The sequence below is a fragment of the Aliiroseovarius sp. genome (assembly GCF_965228805.1).
In the GTDB taxonomy this organism is placed as follows: Bacteria; Pseudomonadota; Alphaproteobacteria; order Rhodobacterales; family Rhodobacteraceae; genus JASBTN01.
The window spans coordinates 1,004,611-1,020,888 of sequence record NZ_CBDDIE010000003.1; the positions used below are offsets into that span (position 1 = coordinate 1,004,611).

The following is a 16,278-nucleotide window of genomic DNA, read 5'->3' on the forward strand; positions in this document are numbered from 1 at the left end:
CAGGGGATAGGAGAAAATCGCATGACCCTTGCCCCAAACCTGACCGAGCTGATTGCCCGCGCCCGTGCCGATTTGCGCATGGGGGTGCCGGTGCTGCTGGTCGATGGCGATCAGGCGGCAATGGTGGCTGCGGCCGAGACCCTGACGCAGCCACGCTTGACCGAGCTGCGGCGCCTGGGCGACCCGGTCCTGGGCATTACTCCGCGCCGGGCCGAAACCCTAAAGGCCCGCGCTTATAGCAACCATGTGGCCCGGGTGATGTTGCCGAGGGAGGCTGACGCCGCCTGGGCGCGCAACATCGCAGATCCTGCCGATGATCTGGCTATGCCGATGAAAGGCCCCTTGCGCACCGAACGCGGCGGGGACGAATGCCTGGCCCATACCGCGATTCGCCTATGCAAGGCAGCGCAGCTTCTGCCCGCCGCAATGGTGATGTCTGTCGATACACCGTTCGAACTGGCCAGTCAGTTCTCCTTGACCCTGCTGGACCTGACCGGCACCACCCTGCCCGATGGTACCTCGCTGGCACCTGTCATTGCTGCCCGCGTGCCGCTCGAGGCTTCCGAAGCCGGGCGCCTGCACATTTTCCGCCCAGAAGATGGCGGTGAAGAGCATTACGCGGTCGAGATCGGCCGCCCCTCCCGTTCCGATCCGGTGTTGGCGCGGCTGCATTCGGCCTGTTTCACCGGTGACATCCTGGGCAGCCTGAAATGTGACTGCGGCCCGCAGCTGCGTGCTGCCCTGGCCGCAATGGGCGAGGCAGGCGCGGGCGTGCTGCTTTACATGAACCAGGAAGGCCGCGGCATTGGTCTGGCAAACAAGATGCGTGCCTATTTCCTGCAGGATCAGGGCTTCGACACGGTCGAGGCCAACCACCGCCTGGGGTTCGAGGATGACGAACGCGACTTCCGCCTGGGCTCGGAGATCCTGAAACGCATGGGGTTCTCGTCCGTGCGCCTGATGACCAACAACCCCAACAAGGTCGCAATGATGGAGGCCACGGGCGTCCAGGTCGCCGAACGCGTACCGCTGAAGGTCGGGCGGGGCGCGCATAATGCGGCCTATCTGGACACCAAGGCGGCCAAGTCCGGACACCTGCTGTGATCACCCGCCGCGCCGACATGGTGGTCACCCGCTGGGGCGCACGGTTCATGGGGCGGCGTTTTCCCTGTTCTATCGGGCGCGGCGGCATCCACGGCATAAAAGTCGAAGGCGACGGCGTGACCCCGGCCGGGGTCTGGCGCCTCCTCGGGGGCGGATACCGCGCAGATCGGCGCGCTGCCCCCCGCGTGCCGTTTCGGATGAAGGCCATCGGCCCCGCCGACATCTGGTCCGACGACCCTGCCGACCCGGCCTACAATCACGGCCTACGCGCCCATACCCACCCATTCAGCCACGAAAAGCTGCGCATGGGGCCGCCGCTCTATGACATCTTCCTGATCAGCGATCAGAACTTCCCAAACGCTACGCCAGGCAAGGGCTCTGCCCTCTTCGTGCACCAATGGCGCAAACCGCGTCACCCAACGGCGGGCTGCATTGCCTTTGCACCGGACCACCTTGACTGGATCCTCGCCCGCTGGACCCCGCGCTCCCGCATCCTAGTGCGCTGATCCTCTGTATCTTGCCAAAAAGTCTAGGGGTGGCCAAAGACGCGGGCAGGCGGCGAGAGTCGCCGCACTTCAGTTCGGATAATCGCGCCGTGCCTTAGCGGTGGCCAGTGTCTTCGACCCCGCCTGCGCCTTGGCGGTCCACTCATAAGTATGACTGCCGCCTGGCGGACAGGGGCTTTTGTAACGGAACGCGCCCGGTTCAATCACCCCATCCGCGTTGACAGTAACCTTGCCGCCCCCGTGGTTGTAGCTTGGCACATCCAGATCCTTCAGGCGAAAGACAATACGCGTTGTGCCCTCCGGTAGGTCCTTGATCACGAAACGCGGGTTGTCGACCTTGCCCGGACGACCCGTGGTGCACAGCGGAATGTCACCCCAGTCAAAGCTGATCGTGAATTCGGCAAACGCTGGCGCGGCGCTCAGAATCAGGGCGGCAATAGCAGAGGGGAGAAAACGCATGACAGGCTCCAATCGGTAATGCTCTCAACCGATGGGTACCACATGCACGCCCGACGCGCATCACCCGTAATCCCGCGCCCCGAAAATCGCCGACCCGACGCGCACATGGGTCGCGCCCTGCGCAATCGCGCGTTCGAAATCGCCGCTCATGCCCATCGACAGGTTTTCAAACCCATGGCGCGCGGCGATCTTGGCCAGCAGCGCGAAATGCAGGCTCGGTTCCTCATCGGCGGGCGGGATGCACATCACCCCCTCGACCGGCAACTTCAACGCGCGGCACTCTTCCACCAGCGCATCCAGATCCTCCAGAGATACCCCGGCCTTCTGCGCCTCATCCCCGGTGTTCACCTGGATAAACAGCCGCGGGCAAAGCCCCTCTTCCTCAGCAATCCGCGCAATGGCACGTGCGAGCTTTACCCGGTCCACCGTATGGATCACGTCAAACAGCTTCATCGCCTGGCGCGTCTTGTTCGACTGCAAGGGGCCGATCAGGTGCAGTTCGACACCATCGAATCGCTCCTTCAGCTCCGGCCACTTTCCGGCCGCTTCCTGCACCTTGTTCTCACCGAAAACGCGGTGACCCTCTTCCAGCACGGCCACGACCCGCTCCAGGGGTTGCACCTTGGACACGGCGATCAGCTGCACCGCTTCCGGGTCCCGGTCATGTGTCTTGCAAGCCTGCGTCACAGACGCCTGAACGTCGCTCAATCCCATGGTGCTGTCAGATCTCCCAATGCATCAATCATAGGTGCCAGTTCCTCGGCATAGGCCCGCCAGCCACCAATCGCCTTCGGGCTGATCGGCGAACGCACCTGGTCGGCGGACAGGGTGCGCACCATGGCGGTGTTCTTTTCGGGTTCCAGACAGGCGGGATCCCAATCCAGGCCGCAATAGTCCAGCATGCGCCGCACTTCCGGCTCCGGATCACGCACGAGGTCTTCATAGCGAACCTCAATGAAGCTTTCGGGCCGCAGTTCACGCCAAAAGGCGATCATGTCTTCCATGATCGCATGCATCTGCGCAATTTCGACCTGGCCGCTGGAATAGCCATGGGTGCCGTCGGCGAAGTGGTTGCGATAGATCGACCAGCCGACATCGCGCGGATCGCGCCGCACCACGATGGTGCGCGCCTGCGGCAGAATGTGGTGCAACAGCCCCATCACCATGTAGGTCTGGATCGACTTATCAGTGAACCCCACGCCGGGATCATGGAAATGGTCGATTCCCTCGACATAGCGCTGCCCGATGAGCGCAAGGTCCCCTTGGTTCAGGCCTGAGACCGGTTGAAACGCCCCACCCTTGGCCAGCACGGAATAGGCAGCACGCAGCGGCAGGCCAGTCTCTCCGGTGGAGTTGATTTGCGGGTGGCAGGACAGGATCTGCTCCACCAGCGTGGTGCCGGAGCGCGGCATGCCGGTGACGAAGATCGGCAACCGTCCCGCCGCACCTGGACCCGGTTCGGGCCAGGGCGCGCTGCGCAGGGCGGTTTGCAAAGCGATGACTTCCTTGCGACGTTCGGCCTCGGACCACGGGGCCTTGCGCTGTTGCAACTGGTTGGCCTCAGACAGATAGGCGAACCCCTCCCGACCAATGGCCTTGAACAGGGCATAGCCCGCGTGGATGCGGTCCTCCGCCGGGAGGGTGCCCTTGTCCCAGGCTTCTACGATGCGTGAGACAACCGGATCGTCAGGGGATAGCTTGGAGCTGAGCGACAGCATGCGCAACAGGCTGCCGTTCAGTGGTTGCAGGCTCAGCGCCTTGCGCAGGGCGGCCTCGGCGGGCGCCATCTCGCCCAGCAATTGCAACAGATGCGCCTTGTCGGCCAAGGGGCCGGGGGCCTTGGGGGCCAGTTTTATCAACCTGTCATAGCTGGCCAGCGCCTTGCGATGCTGCCCGGCCGCAGTGAAACAGCGCGCCAGGAGGTTCAGCGCATGCGGATCACGCCCCCGCCGCCGCACCAGAGCCTGCGCCAAAGGCAGGGCCTTGCCCGCCTGCCCCTGTTTCAGGAGCTTCTGAATATCTTCAAGCGTCGCCATAGACGCTGTCTATCGTCATCCGCCCAAAAGAAAAAGAGCGGGCGCAAGGCCCGCTCTTTCCCTGTAATAATCCGTGAGGATTAGAACGACATGGCAACACCCAGCGACCAGCGCTCGCCGGTGGAGGAGCCCAGGTCGTAGCCCGAGCCGTAGCCGGCTTGCACAACGGCACCGCCGCCCAGGTCGTAGTTGACCAGGATGCCGAAGCCGTCTTCGTCACCAGCAGCAGTCGTACCGTCATATTCGCCGTAGTTGGCGGCAACGGTCAGGGCGTCCATGGTGTAAGCGACACCGATGGCCATGTGGCTATCGCGACCTTCGCCGCGGATGACACCGCCGTCCAGATCCGAGTAGTTCAGGCCAACCGAGAAACCGTTGTCCATGGCAGCAGTCAGGCTGATGCCGAAGATGTCACGGGCGTCGTTGGTCTGGTAACCCAGGCCAACCCCCAGGGTCACGCCGCCCAGGTCACCCGAGTACTGACCACCAAGGCCAAGCACCGCATCACCTGCACCGGAATCGTCGATTTCAGCCGACACGGCGAACGAGAAGTCACCAACCGAGTGGTCGTAGCGCACGATCTGACCGTCGTAGGTGCCGTCCAGACCGGAATTGCCGCTGTAGCCGCCGTGCTCGGTTTCGGCGTCGTTGATGGTGCCGCCAGCCAGAGCAACTTCGCTCAGGGCCCAGTCGAAGGCACCGTCGGTGTCACCCATGGTGATGGTGCCGAAGCTGCCCGACAGGAAGACCGAATGCTCTTCACCGGAACCGGTTTCACCGATCGGGTCGCCGGAGGTCGCGCTGGCGTCGGCGTCGTCACCAACTTCGTCCAGGTCGATGGTGGCACCGAAGGTCAGGCCGTTGTCGGTTTCGCCCGACAGGGTGAAGGTGACGTCGATGTCGCTCCAGAACTGGGTTTCGCCGCCGTGGAAGTCGCCACCGACGACACCGATTTCAGCCGAACCCGACAGATCAACATCGGCAGCGGCGAAGCCAGCCGAAGCAACCAGCGCGGTGGTAGCAAAGAGAACCTTTTTCATTTCGTTTTCCCTCGTATTTCCAAAGGTAACCTCAAATCGGGGAATCCGAATTGAGTATGGCAGTGTGTTTCCACCACCCGACCTCGCATTGCAAGCGACCCGAACGGCGGTTTTGTCATTGCCCTTCGCAATGATGCAGACATGCCACAGTCCCCTTCCCCGGGTCGGCGGAACCCCGCCGAAACACCTTATAATGCCCGAAAACTCCTCTAGACAGACTAAGGACTTGCCCGCCTTTGGGGCTTTGGGTAGTCAGGAGGGAATTCTAGGGAAGCGGGGCCTTATCCTCATGGGCATGAAGCGTATCATTTCGACCGGATCGACGATTCTGGCCATTCTGGCCCTTTCGGCCTGCGGGGGCGGTTCGTTGAGCTCGGGCAACATTTTCGGCGGTGGCAGCTCGAACGCAGGTGCGGAACAGCCCGCCGCGCGCGTCGCCGAGGAAGACCAGCGCGAAACGATCTGGGATCTCTTCGCCAATGTCGATGATCCGAACACTACGGTCGAGGTGAACCGGTATCTGTGGAATGCCTCCATGGACGTGCTGGGCTTCATGCCGGTCGAGGCCGCCGATCCCTTCTCGGGAATCATCGTCTTTGGCTACGGCACCCCGCCGGGTGGTGGCCGCGCCTACAAGGCGACCGTGCACATCACCGACCCGGCGCTGGACGCACGCGCGCTGAACGTGGCGCTGATCACCCGTGGCGGCGGCACCGCCAGCGGCGAGGCCACCCGCGCGATCGAGGATGCAATCCTGACCCGCGCCCGCCAGATGCGCATCGCCGACGGGAACCTCTAGACCCCGCCACCGCATGACAGTACACCTGCGCCGGGCCACTCGCCCGGCGTTTTCATATCCGAAGGACCGCAGACACATGTCCCGCTACGACGCAGCCAGCATCGAACCGAAATGGCAGGAAGCCTGGCAGACCACCGACGTTTTCACCGCCAAGCGCGAGGGCGACAAGCCCAAGTACTATGTGCTCGAGATGTTCCCCTACCCGTCGGGCAAGCTGCACATGGGTCACGTGCGCAACTACACGATGGGCGACGTGATCGCGCGCTATAAGATGTCGACCGGGCATAATGTGCTGCACCCGATGGGGTTTGACGCTTTCGGCATGCCGGCCGAGAACGCGGCGATGGCCTCGGGCGGTCACCCGAAGGACTGGACCTACGACAATATCGACACGATGGTCGACCAGATGAAGCCGCTGGGCCTGTCGCTGGACTGGTCGCGTATGTTCGCCACCTGCGACACCGAATACTATGGCCAGCAGCAGCGCCTGTTCCTGGACATGTGGAAGGCCGGGCTGATCTACCGCAAGAACGCCGTGGTGAACTGGGACCCGGTCGACATGACCGTGCTGGCCAATGAACAGGTGATCGACGGCAAGGGCTGGCGTTCGGGCGCCGAGGTGGAACGCCGCGAACTGACCCAATGGTTCTTTAAAATCAGCGACATGTCGGGCGAATTGCTGGACGCATTGGACGGGCTGGACGACTGGCCCGCCAAGGTCAAGTTGATGCAGGCCAATTGGATCGGCAAGTCGCGCGGGCTGGAATTTGCCTTCGACCGCGTGGATGGCGGCGAGGCGATCACAGTCTACACCACCCGCCCCGACACGCTGAATGGTGCAAGCTTCGTGGGCATTTCCCCCGACCACCCGCTGACCAAGGAGCTGGAGGCAGACAACGCCGACCTGGCCAAGGCCGTGGCCGAGATGCGCAAGGGTGGCACCACCGAAGAGGCAATCGAGACCGCCGAGAAGCTGGGCTATGACACCGGCGTGCGCGTGAAACACCCGCTGACCGGGGACGAGCTGCCGGTCTGGGTCGCGAACTTCATCCTGATGGGCTACGGCACCGGCGCGATCTTTGCCTGTCCGGCCCATGACCAGCGCGACCTGGATTTCTGCCGCAAATACGACCTGCCCGTCATTGATACTTTCTTCGATCTGGACGACCCCAAGCCGGTCGAGACCGAAGCCTTCGTGCCGCCGAAGGAGCAGAAGGTAAAATGGGTGAACCATTTCGCCGGTCTGGACGAGGCCACCGGCCAGGAAGCCATCGATGCGACCATCGCCTATGCCGAGGAACACGGCTGGGGCAAGGGCGTGGAAAAATTCCGCCTGCGTGATTGGGGCCTCAGCCGCCAGCGCTACTGGGGCTGCCCGATTCCCGTGGTGCATTGCGAGAAATGCGGCGTGGTCGGTGAAAAGCCCGAGAACCTGCCGGTCGAGCTGCCTTACGATGAAGACGGCAAGGCCATCGATTTCAGCATTCCCGGCAACCCGCTGGACCGTCACCCCTCGTGGCGCGAGGCGACCTGCCCCGAATGTGGTGGTGCGGCCACCCGCGAAACGGACACGATGGACACCTTTGTCGATTCGTCCTGGTACTTCGCCCGTTTCACCGCGCCGCGCGCGGAAACACCGACCGATCTGGACGAAGCGGCCTACTGGATGAACGTCGACCAGTATATCGGCGGCATCGAACACGCGATTCTGCACCTGCTGTACTCGCGTTTCTTCGCCCGTGCGATGAACATCACCGGCCACCTGCCCGACACCGCGCGCGAGCCGTTCAACGCGCTGTTTACCCAGGGCATGGTGACCCACGCGATTTACCAGAACGCCGAGCGCACCGATGAAAACGGTCGTGCGATCTTTCACTACCCGGAGGAGGTGGAAGAGCGCGATGGCGCGACCGTGGTCAAGGAAACCGGCGAGAAGATCAAGGTGATCCCCTCGGCCAAAATGTCGAAATCGAAAAACAACGTGGTCGACCCGCTGAATATCATCAGCTCCTACGGCGCCGACACCGCGCGCTGGTTTGTCCTGTCGGACAGCCCGCCCGAGCGCGACGTGGAATGGACCGCCTCGGGCGCCGAGGCTGCGCATAAATTCCTGTCCCGGGTCTGGCGCATGGCTTCTGATCTGGCAGAACAGCGCGACAGCGGGTTGAAAGAGCTGGATGATGTGCTGAACGCGGTGATGGATGACCATCTGCTGGGCGTGAACGCCATGGACGACGATCTGGTGCGTACCACCCACAAAACCATCCATGATGTGACCATGGGCATCGAAAGCTTTGGCTTTAACGCCGCCATCGCCAAGATCTACGGCTTTGTGAACCAGATCGCCAAGTCGAAAGCTTCGGCCACGATCAAATGGCGCGCGATGCGGGTGCTGGCCCAGTTGATGGGCCCGATGACACCGCATTTGTCCGAAGAGGTCTGGCGCATGCTGGGCGGCGAAGGTCTGGTCATCAACACGCCTTGGCCGGTGGCCGATCAGGCGATGTTGGTGGATGACAGCGTCACGATGCCGATCCAGATCAACGGCAAACGTCGTGCGGAAATCAGCGTGCCCAAGGACATGACCAAGGACGAGGTTGAAAAGCTGGCCATGGCGACCGATGCTGTGCAAAAGGCGCTTGGAGGCAATGCGCCGAAGAAAGTCATCGTGGTTCCGGGTCGCATCATCAATGTCGTGGTCTAAACGCTCGTTCATCCTGTCTGCCCTGGGTCTGGCCGCCTGCGGGTTCACACCCGTGCACGGGCCGGGCGGGTCCGCCCAGGGCCTGCGCGGCGCCATCGAGGTGGCAGCACCCGAGGATCGCGACACCTACGAACTGGTGAAGCGGCTGGACGAGCGACTCGCTACCCAAACCGGCGCGCGCTATGCACTCGGATACAAGATCACCGTGCGCGAGGAAGGGCTTGGTGTGACCCCGGAACAGGTCATTCGCCGCGTCCAACTGCGTGGCGCGGTGGTCTATACCGTCACCGATACCGTGACTGGCGAGGTGGTGGATACGGGCTCGGTCTCGACCTTTACGTCCTACTCGGCCGAGGGTTCGACCGTGTCGACCTCGGCGGTCGAGGATGACGCGCGCAGGCGCCTGATGTCGGGTCTGGCCGACCAGATCGCCACGCGCCTCATGGCCACCGCGGCGGACTGGTTGGCATGAAGCTCAGCCCGCGCGACGCCTCCCGCTATTTCTCCAAACCCGAGGCGAACCGCACCGGCGCGCTCATATTTGGCGCCGACGCCATGCGCGTGGCGTTGAAGCGACAGGAGCTGATCGAAAACCTGATCGGCCCCGAGGGTGAAGAAGAAATGCGCCTGACCCGCATTCCGGCGTCGGACCTGCGCAAGGACCCCGCCCTGCTGTCGGATGCGATCAAGGCGCAGGGCTTCTTCCCCGGTCCGCGCGTCGCCTTTGTCGAGGAGGCGACCGAGGCGGTCGCGAAACAGATCCTGCCCGCGCTGGAAGACTGGCAGGAGGGCGACGCCCAGGTGATCATTACCGCGGGCAACCTGAAACCCACCTCTTCCCTGCGCAAGTTCTTCGAAAAACACCCGAACGCCTATGCGGCCGGTATCTATGACGACCCGCCCTCGCGGGACGAGATCCAGGCGGAACTGGCCCGCGCCGGGCTGACCCAGATCGATCCGGAGGCGATGAACGACCTCACCGGCCTCTCGCGCACGCTGGACCCGGGCGATTTCCGCCAGACGCTCGAAAAGATCGCGCTCTACAAGCTCTCGGACCCCACGCCGCTGACCCCGGCGGATGTGGAAGCCATGGCGCCCGCCTCGACCGAGGCAGAGCTTGATGACCTCATTCACGTGGTCGCCGAAGGCCGCGCCGGAGAAATTGGCCCGCTGCTGGTGAAACTCGGCGCCCAGGGCACCCAGCCCGTGGGCCTCTGCATCGGCGCCACGCGGCATTTCCGCAACCTCTTCGCCGCCTGCGCCGACCCCTCCGGCCCCGCCCAGGGCATCCAACGCCTGCGTCCGCCGGTGCATTTCAAGTCCCGCGACCGCATGGTGCGCCAGGCCCAGGCCTGGGGCACGCCGAAGCTGGAACAGGCGCTGGAACTGCTGATCGAGACCGACCTGGCCTTGCGCAGTTCACAAAAGGCGCCTCAAATGGCCCTGATGGAGCGAGCGCTCATTCGCCTGGCGATGATGGGGAGGAAACGATGAGCTATACCCTGATCGGCACCAAGACCACCCGCAGCCTTCGCGTGCTCTGGGCGCTGGAGGAGCTGGGGCTGGACTATACCCACTTGCCGGAACGCCCACACAGCGACACGGTGCGCGGCCACAACCTGCCGGGCAAGGTGCCGGTGCTGCTGGTGGATGACGTCGCCCTGACCGATTCGACCGCGATCCTGCACTACCTGGCCGACAAGCACGGCGCGCTGACCTACCCCGCCGGCACGCTGGAGCGCGCGCGGCAGGACGGCATGACCCAGTTCCTGCTGGACGAACTTGATGCCGTGCTCTGGACCGCAGCGCGGCACAGCTTCATCCTGCCCGAGGATAAGCGCGTACCTGCGGTGAAAGACAGCCTGAGGTGGGAGTTCGCCCGTTCGGTCGACGAACTCATGCGCCGCAAGGGGGATGCGCCCTTCCTGGCGGGGGATCGGTTCACGGTGGCGGACATCATCGCCACCCATTGCGCCAACTGGGCAGCCTCGGCAAAGTTCCCGCTGGAAAACGGGGCGTTCAACACCCATTGCGACGCGATGCGCACCCGCACGGCCTACATACGCGCCCGGGCCGACTAAAGGTCCTTGGCAAACTCGGCGGCAGCGCGTCCCGCATGTCGCCCCGTCGCCAAGCAGGCGGTCAGCAGGTAGCCTCCGGTCGGGGCCTCCCAATCCAACATTTCGCCCGCAACGAAGACACTGGGCAGGTCACGCAGCATCAGGCCTGCGTCCAGCGCGTGGAAGCACACACCCCCAGCCGTGGAAATGGCCTCATCCATCGGGCGCAACCCCGCATGGCGCACCGGCAGGGCCTTGATCAGCCCGACCAGGTCCTGCGGGAAAGGCCGCCCGAATTCATTCAACAGCGCCAGCCGCGACGGGTCCAGCTTCAACGCCTTGCGCAAGTGGTTGGCCAGCGAGGCTTTGCCCCGTTTCTCCAGCCGCGCGCGGATGTCATCAACGGAAAGGTCCGGGCAGAGGTCCAGCGTCAACTCCGCCCCCTCGCGCACATCCGCGCAGATGGCGTAGATCGCCGAGCCTTCCAACCCGCGTGCGGAAATGACAAACTCACCCCTCACCATGCGGTCGCCTGCGCGCAGTGACACGGCTTTCACCGGAGCGCCGAAATGCCGGGCCATATGATCAGACCAGTCCACCACCAGCCCCGCGTTGGCCGGTTTGAACGGCGCCAGCGTCACGCCCTTGGTACCCAGCCACTCGGCCCAGGCCCCGTCCGACCCCAACCGCGCCCAGCTGGCCCCACCCAGCGCCAATACCGTCACGTCGGGGCAGAGCGATACGGCACCGTCCGGTGTGTCGAACCACAGCGCGTCGCCGTCCCAGCCAGTCCAACGCCAGCGGGTATTCAGCTTCACGCCCAGCCCGTCCAGCCGACCGAGCCAGGTGCGCAACAACGGCGAGGCCTTCATCACCTCGGGAAAGACCCGCCCGGACGAGCCGGTGAACACCGCCTGCCCCAGCGCCCGCGCCCAGTCCTGCACCTCATCAGGACCAAACTCCGCCACGATCTCGCGCAGCAAGGGGCGGTCGCAGTAGTGATCCAGGAAGATCTCCACGGGCTCGTCCTTGGTCAGGTTCAGCCCGCTCTTGCCCGCCATCAGGAACTTGCGCGCGGGCGACGGTTTGGCTTCGGCCACGGTAACGGACAGGCCCGCCCGCGCCAGTTCCTCGGCCGCCGCCAATCCGGCAGGACCGGCCCCAATGACCAGCGCCGTCTTCACGCCTCAGCGGGGGGCTGCGCGCCCTTCCATTCGACCACGCGATGCGGGTACGGGATCTCGATCTGATTTTCCTTCAGGGCCTTCCACACCGCCATCATGACCTTGGGCGTAAACTTGTTCTTGCCATCGTCGATGCCGTTCACCCAGAACTCCACCGCGAAATCGACGCCCGAGTCACCAAAAGCGCGCAGCTCGCAATCCGGGGCATGTTCGGCGGGCTCGGTCAGCACGAAATCGAGCTTGGCGACAGCTGCCTCAATGATGCCCGGCACCGCCTCGATATCGGTATCATACGACACGCTGAACGGCGCTTCGTAGCGGTTGGCGCTGCCCGCGTCGGAATAGTTCACCACGCGGGTGGTGATGAAATGTTCGTTCGGCACCACGATCCAGCGCCCGTCGAAAGTTTCCAGAATGGCCGCACGGGCTGTCATCTTGACGATCGTGCCCGCCTCACCCCCGTCCAGTTCGACATAGTCGCCAACGGTCGCCTGCCCTTCGATCAGCAGGATCACCCCGGAGATGAAGTTGGCCGCGATCTGTTGCAGACCAAAACCCAGACCGACACCGATGGCGCCCCCCAGAACGGCGAGCGAGGTCAGATTGACCCCCATGATGTTCATCAGGATCAGGAAGGCGGCGCCGAAGATTGCGATCTCGGCGGCCTTGGCGGCCAGTTCCCGGGTGGCCGGGCGCATGTCCTCCTGCTGCTTGATCGCGGCGGCGGTCTGGTCGTTGGACCAGCGGCCCAGCCAGAACACCACCCCGCCCAGCACCGCAAAGCGAAGCGCGAAGAGCAGCGAGAAGCTCATATTGCCCAGCGGCACCACGGTTTCATCCAGCTTCTGCGTCACCACGTCGAGGAAGCCCAGCGCATAGACTGCGGCCAGCGGCACCAGCACGTATTTGCCCAGCAGTTTCAGGAACGGGTCCGAGATAATCTCGCGCGCCAGGATGCGCGCGGCGAGGAACAGGAAGATCCGTTTCCCGAAGGCAATGACCGCGCCGGAGCCGAAGATCGACCGCGTGACCTGCTCGCCCACCGCGGTGAACCCATAGGCCAGCAGCGGCAGGGTCAGTGGCAGAAAGATCAGCACGAACAGGCGCGCGCGCGACAGGTAGGTGGTCTTGTCCCCGGACGGAGTCAGCAGCCTTTGGATAAGCGGCGTCAGGCGGCGATGGGCGTAGACGGCCGCCCCATAGGCCACCACCAGCAGCGCGAGTTGCGACCAGGCGGCAGGGGACAGCAGCCACTCCTTGGCAATGCCCCATCCCTGCTGGGCGTAGCCCAGCGCTTGCGTCACGATTTCCGGTTGCCCTTCCATGTCCCACCCCTTGCACTTGCTTACCGAACCTGACCACCCTGTGGCATGGAACAGCAAGGTGAAACAAGCGGGGGCGTTCCCCTCTGCCCACTCTGTGGTCGGGAGATCCCGCCAGATGTGCCGCAAAGCCGCCACCACCTGATACCCCGTCTGCGGGGCGGCAAGGGGGGTGAGACGGTGCTGTTGCATCAGATCTGCCACAGCGAAATCCATGCCACATTGAGCGAAACGGAGCTTGCCCGCAGCTATAACACCGTCGACGCGCTGCGGGCCCATCCGCACCTTGCGAAATTCATCGCCTGGGTTGTCAAACGACCGCCAGGGTTCCGGTCCCGCAGTCCCGGTGGGCGGCGCCGAAGGGACAAGGGATAGCCCGAACGGCAGCGAATGGCTCAACCTTTCAGCGACAATTAACCTTTTGTTAACGATTCATCGTTTTGGTGCGTCCATTCGAATTCAAGAACACTAAGGCGGCCTCGGGGATGGGGCCGGGGTGGACTGCATGATTGCCCTTGCCCAACCGGTCGCATTTGCGGACGAAGATATAGAAGATCGAAAGGCTCTCTTGGGCCTGACTCGCGCCCACCAGGAAGCTCTTCGGGTCGCACAGCCCTATGCTGAAACCATTGTCGGCGAGGTGGTCGAGCAATTCTTTGACAGCCAGATGAGCGTCCCGGCCATTGCTGAAATCATCGAGAACAACAACTCGCTGGAAAACCTGAAGCGTGTGACACGGAGCTATGTGCTGGGCTTCTTCGGCGGCTGCTACAACCGCGCATACATGAACGCACGCTTGCGCATCGGGCGCATTCACGGCGCGGTTGGCGTGCCCGTGCGCCTCTATGTCTCGGCGCTGCACAAGATGGAAACGCTGTTGGCCGGGGAACTGCGCAAGCAGCCGCAGAGTGAGCTGCTGCTGGAAGGGCTGCACAAGCTGGTCATGCTCGACATCCAGCTGGCGATCGACAGTTTCATCGACCATGCGCGCGCAGGCGCTTCGCAGGATGCGGCCCAGGGACCCGACGTGGCGCGGGTGGTCGAGATGACCGTGGCCGAGCGCACCGCCGAGATCGAGCGCCTGGCCCAGACCGACCACCTAACCAACCTGTGGAATCGCCGCGCCTTCGTCACTCAGCTGGAACAGCTCCTGAAAGAAGCGGCCCGTACGGGCGGCATATTGTCGCTGGCCTTCATCGATCTGGACGACTTCAAATCGGTCAATGATGCCCATGGTCATCAGGAGGGCGACCGCATTCTGGAGCTGATCGGCCAGGTGCTGAACAGCCGCATGACGCCCGAACAGATGGGGTTCCGCTATGGCGGGGATGAGTTCTGCCTTTTGCTACCGGGCCTGGACGCAGGGGCAGCGCGGGCCGAAGTGCTGCGGCTGACGGAAGCCTTGCGTGCAGCCCTTCATCGGGAAAACCACCACCGTGTCGGGTTCAGCTTCGGCATCTCGACCGCAGCACCCGGGGCCTATCCAGACGCCTGCGGACTGCTCGCAGCAGCGGATCGGGCCATGTACGAGGAAAAAGGCGTGCAGGGCTCGCAGCTGTGCAGTTGAGCCAGCCTAGCGCGCTCAACCAGTTGTCATTGGCACCAAAGCCTTGATCCCCGCCACATGGTCCGCGGTGGCACCACGCGCGTCAGCGCTGAGATCCAGCGCGGTCCGCATCAACGCGTCGCCCTCCACCACTCGGTCCACCAGCCCCCAGGCCAGCGCCTCGTGCGCCTCGATCTTCTGCCCGGCCATCAGGATCATCTTGGCCCGCGCAGGGCCGACCAGTGCGGCCAGCCGCGCCGGGTCGGAGGGCTGCGGCAGGAAGCCCAGTTTCATTACCGGATAGAAGAACTTGGCGCTGGGCACGGCAATACGCAAATCACAAGCCAGCGCCATGCCAAACGCCCCACCGGCCAGCGTGCCATTGAGCGCGGCGATGGTCAGGCAGGGTGCGGCGGCCAAGGCGCCGGACAGGCGCTCCCAGACCGGATCGGTGGCCAGGCCTGCACGCGCCTCGTCCAGATCGGCCCCGGCGGAAAACACGCGCCCCGTGCCGGTCAGCACCAGCACACGCGCTTCACCGACTGCGGCTTCGGCGATATCGGCCAGTTCGGTCAACATCGCACGGGTCAGCGAATTGGCCTTGTCGGGGCGGTTGATCGTCGCGACCCAAAGCCCGTCATCCTTTGTCAGGTCGATCATCCACGCACCTGCGCGCGTTCACGGATGCCCTCGTCACGGAGCGAGATCTCCTCTCCCAGGAACTCGTCCGCATCCGGCGTACACATCCACAGCAGCGCCCGCGCCACCCATTCAGGTGGAATGTGTTCGGACCAATCCAAAGCGGCCACCGGGTTCACACCCGACGACTTGATTTCCCTCTGCATCTTGGTGGCCACGGTGCCCGGAGACAGCCCCATGGCACGGATCCCCCGACCTGCAGCTTCCTTGTGGGCACATTTGGTCAGCATGTGCACGGCGGCCTTCGAGGTGCAGTAATGGCTCCACCCCTCAAGCGCGTTATGCGCCGCGCCCGAGCTGATCGTCAGGATCGACCCACCCTTGGCGGCCATCAAGGGCATCACCGCGCGCAAGCCGTAGTAGACGCCCTTGGTGTTGATATCGATCACCCGGCCCCATTCGGTCGGGTCGCTGTCCATCAGCGAGGCGATAGGTTCGATCACACCGGCATTGTTGATCAGCACGTCAACACCGCCAAACCGCGCCACCGCCGCATCCACGGCCGCCTTGATGCTGTTCCAATCGGCCACGTCACAGGGCACGGCGAGCGCCTTTTCGCCGATCTCGGCGGCGATTGCCTCGATCTGCTGCGCACCGCGCGCCAGCAGGACCACATTGGCCCCGGCGCCTGAAAATATGTGCGCAGCCGCCTCACCGATGCCCCGGCTGGCCCCGGTAATCAGTACCGTCTTGCCTGTCATGTCGATCATGTCGTCCATCCTTCCCTTTCCTCAGACCTAACCCAGCACTGGACCGGTTTCCACCCGGTTTGAAACCAGTTTGGGGGTTGAACGCCGCCCGCTTTGCCCCGACATTCAA

17 protein-coding genes are annotated in these 16,278 nt (G+C 63.8%); 9 read left to right on the plus strand and 8 right to left on the minus strand.

Translation table 11 applies throughout. The features are described 5' to 3' along the window. Window positions 1-21 precede the first annotated feature (21 nt). On the plus strand, window positions 22-1,104 hold the full coding sequence (gene ribA / locus ACO07D_RS06195) for a GTP cyclohydrolase II (RefSeq protein ID WP_421702080.1): 1,083 nt from the start codon (window positions 22-24) through the stop codon (window positions 1,102-1,104). Window positions 1,105-1,121: 17 nt separating this feature from the next. Then, window positions 1,122-1,610 carry a L,D-transpeptidase family protein gene (locus ACO07D_RS06200; RefSeq protein ID WP_421704997.1) on the plus strand — a complete coding sequence of 163 codons (489 nt, stop codon included), beginning with the start codon at window positions 1,122-1,124 and terminating at the stop codon, window positions 1,608-1,610. A 69-nt stretch (window positions 1,611-1,679) separates the two neighbouring features. Here ACO07D_RS06200 and ACO07D_RS06205 read toward each other — a convergent pair whose 3' ends face one another. The 4 genes from ACO07D_RS06205 to ACO07D_RS06220 form a co-directional block, all read right to left on the minus strand. Then, on the minus strand, window positions 1,680-2,069 hold the full coding sequence (locus tag ACO07D_RS06205) for a hypothetical protein (protein WP_421702081.1): 390 nt from the start codon (window positions 2,067-2,069) through the stop codon (window positions 1,680-1,682). A gap of 60 nt (window positions 2,070-2,129) precedes the next feature. Then, a complete protein-coding gene (locus ACO07D_RS06210; protein WP_421702082.1) occupies window positions 2,130-2,783 on the minus strand; it encodes a YggS family pyridoxal phosphate-dependent enzyme in 654 nt (217 codons plus the stop codon). Further along, window positions 2,774-4,105 (minus strand): sulfotransferase, encoded by a 1,332-nt coding sequence (locus tag ACO07D_RS06215; protein WP_421702083.1) that lies wholly within the window; start codon window positions 4,103-4,105, stop codon window positions 2,774-2,776. The genes ACO07D_RS06210 and ACO07D_RS06215 overlap by 10 nt, the downstream gene beginning before the upstream one ends. An 80-nt stretch (window positions 4,106-4,185) precedes the next feature. Beyond that, entirely contained in the window at window positions 4,186-5,145 is a 960-nt protein-coding gene (locus tag ACO07D_RS06220) for a porin (RefSeq protein ID WP_421702084.1), read from the minus strand. A gap of 295 nt (window positions 5,146-5,440) precedes the next feature. On the opposite strand from ACO07D_RS06220, the gene ACO07D_RS06225 reads away from it, so the two are divergent. The 5 genes from ACO07D_RS06225 (at window position 5,441) to ACO07D_RS06245 (ending at window position 10,729) form a co-directional block, all read left to right on the plus strand. Next, window positions 5,441-5,944, plus strand: coding sequence for a DUF3576 domain-containing protein (locus tag ACO07D_RS06225; protein ID WP_421702085.1), 504 nt, complete (start codon window positions 5,441-5,443; stop codon window positions 5,942-5,944). A 76-nt stretch (window positions 5,945-6,020) separates the two neighbouring features. Continuing rightward, window positions 6,021-8,648 (plus strand): leucine--tRNA ligase, encoded by a 2,628-nt coding sequence (leuS, locus tag ACO07D_RS06230; RefSeq protein ID WP_421702086.1) that lies wholly within the window; start codon window positions 6,021-6,023, stop codon window positions 8,646-8,648. Beyond that, complete coding sequence (lptE, locus tag ACO07D_RS06235; RefSeq protein WP_421702087.1) at window positions 8,635-9,120, plus strand: LPS assembly lipoprotein LptE; 486 nt, start codon at window positions 8,635-8,637, stop codon at window positions 9,118-9,120. Before leuS ends, lptE begins: the two co-directional genes overlap by 14 nt. Further along, window positions 9,117-10,142, plus strand: a complete 1,026-nt coding sequence (holA, locus tag ACO07D_RS06240; protein ID WP_421702088.1) for a DNA polymerase III subunit delta — start codon at window positions 9,117-9,119, stop codon at window positions 10,140-10,142. The genes lptE and holA overlap by 4 nt, the downstream gene beginning before the upstream one ends. Further along, entirely contained in the window at window positions 10,139-10,729 is a 591-nt protein-coding gene (locus ACO07D_RS06245) for a glutathione S-transferase family protein (protein ID WP_421702089.1), read from the plus strand. Before holA ends, ACO07D_RS06245 begins: the two co-directional genes overlap by 4 nt. Here ACO07D_RS06245 and ACO07D_RS06250 read toward each other — a convergent pair. After that, on the minus strand, window positions 10,726-11,892 hold the full coding sequence (locus ACO07D_RS06250; RefSeq protein ID WP_421702090.1) for a TIGR03862 family flavoprotein: 1,167 nt from the start codon (window positions 11,890-11,892) through the stop codon (window positions 10,726-10,728). The two genes, ACO07D_RS06245 and ACO07D_RS06250, sit on opposite strands and share 4 nt — an antisense overlap. After that, entirely contained in the window at window positions 11,889-13,217 is a 1,329-nt protein-coding gene (locus tag ACO07D_RS06255) for a mechanosensitive ion channel family protein (RefSeq protein ID WP_421702091.1), read from the minus strand. Before ACO07D_RS06255 ends, ACO07D_RS06250 begins: the two co-directional genes overlap by 4 nt. 45 nt (window positions 13,218-13,262) lie before the next feature. Here ACO07D_RS06255 and ACO07D_RS06260 point away from each other — a divergent pair, with 45 nt between their 5' ends. Next, the gene (locus tag ACO07D_RS06260; protein WP_421702092.1) at window positions 13,263-13,589 is read left to right on the plus strand and encodes an HNH endonuclease; all 327 of its coding nucleotides are present in this window, start codon (window positions 13,263-13,265) and stop codon (window positions 13,587-13,589) included. Between the two features lie 130 nt (window positions 13,590-13,719). Further along, entirely contained in the window at window positions 13,720-14,781 is a 1,062-nt protein-coding gene (locus ACO07D_RS06265; protein ID WP_421702093.1) for a diguanylate cyclase domain-containing protein, read from the plus strand. Window positions 14,782-14,796: 15 nt separating this feature from the next. On the opposite strand, the gene ACO07D_RS06270 is transcribed toward ACO07D_RS06265, so the two are convergent. Together ACO07D_RS06270 and ACO07D_RS06275 are read right to left on the minus strand one after the other, a co-directional pair. Then, window positions 14,797-15,420 carry an enoyl-CoA hydratase/isomerase family protein gene (locus ACO07D_RS06270; RefSeq protein ID WP_421702094.1) on the minus strand — a complete coding sequence of 208 codons (624 nt, stop codon included), beginning with the start codon at window positions 15,418-15,420 and terminating at the stop codon, window positions 14,797-14,799. Beyond that, complete coding sequence (locus ACO07D_RS06275) at window positions 15,417-16,169, minus strand: SDR family oxidoreductase (RefSeq protein WP_421702095.1); 753 nt, start codon at window positions 16,167-16,169, stop codon at window positions 15,417-15,419. Before ACO07D_RS06275 ends, ACO07D_RS06270 begins: the two co-directional genes overlap by 4 nt. Between the last annotated feature and the right edge of the window lie 109 nt (window positions 16,170-16,278).

What these genes read in the sequence shown, in the direction of transcription:
- ribA (WP_421702080.1), top strand. Translation starts at nt 22, where the DNA reads ATGACCCTTGCCCCAAACCTGACCGAGCTGATTGCCCGCGCCCGTGCC.
- ACO07D_RS06200 (WP_421704997.1), top strand. Translation starts at nt 1,122, where the DNA reads ATGGTGGTCACCCGCTGGGGCGCACGGTTCATGGGGCGGCGTTTTCCC.
- ACO07D_RS06205 (WP_421702081.1), bottom strand. Translation starts at nt 2,069, where the DNA reads ATGCGTTTTCTCCCCTCTGCTATTGCCGCCCTGATTCTGAGCGCCGCG.
- ACO07D_RS06210 (WP_421702082.1), bottom strand. Translation starts at nt 2,783, where the DNA reads ATGGGATTGAGCGACGTTCAGGCGTCTGTGACGCAGGCTTGCAAGACA.
- ACO07D_RS06215 (WP_421702083.1), bottom strand. Translation starts at nt 4,105, where the DNA reads ATGGCGACGCTTGAAGATATTCAGAAGCTCCTGAAACAGGGGCAGGCG.
- ACO07D_RS06220 (WP_421702084.1), bottom strand. Translation starts at nt 5,145, where the DNA reads ATGAAAAAGGTTCTCTTTGCTACCACCGCGCTGGTTGCTTCGGCTGGC.
- ACO07D_RS06225 (WP_421702085.1), top strand. Translation starts at nt 5,441, where the DNA reads ATGAAGCGTATCATTTCGACCGGATCGACGATTCTGGCCATTCTGGCC.
- leuS (WP_421702086.1), top strand. Translation starts at nt 6,021, where the DNA reads ATGTCCCGCTACGACGCAGCCAGCATCGAACCGAAATGGCAGGAAGCC.
- lptE (WP_421702087.1), top strand. Translation starts at nt 8,635, where the DNA reads ATGTCGTGGTCTAAACGCTCGTTCATCCTGTCTGCCCTGGGTCTGGCC.
- holA (WP_421702088.1), top strand. Translation starts at nt 9,117, where the DNA reads ATGAAGCTCAGCCCGCGCGACGCCTCCCGCTATTTCTCCAAACCCGAG.
- ACO07D_RS06245 (WP_421702089.1), top strand. Translation starts at nt 10,139, where the DNA reads ATGAGCTATACCCTGATCGGCACCAAGACCACCCGCAGCCTTCGCGTG.
- ACO07D_RS06255 (WP_421702091.1), bottom strand. Translation starts at nt 13,217, where the DNA reads ATGGAAGGGCAACCGGAAATCGTGACGCAAGCGCTGGGCTACGCCCAG.
- ACO07D_RS06260 (WP_421702092.1), top strand. Translation starts at nt 13,263, where the DNA reads ATGGAACAGCAAGGTGAAACAAGCGGGGGCGTTCCCCTCTGCCCACTC.
- ACO07D_RS06265 (WP_421702093.1), top strand. Translation starts at nt 13,720, where the DNA reads ATGATTGCCCTTGCCCAACCGGTCGCATTTGCGGACGAAGATATAGAA.
- ACO07D_RS06270 (WP_421702094.1), bottom strand. Translation starts at nt 15,420, where the DNA reads ATGATCGACCTGACAAAGGATGACGGGCTTTGGGTCGCGACGATCAAC.
- ACO07D_RS06275 (WP_421702095.1), bottom strand. Translation starts at nt 16,169, where the DNA reads ATGATCGACATGACAGGCAAGACGGTACTGATTACCGGGGCCAGCCGG.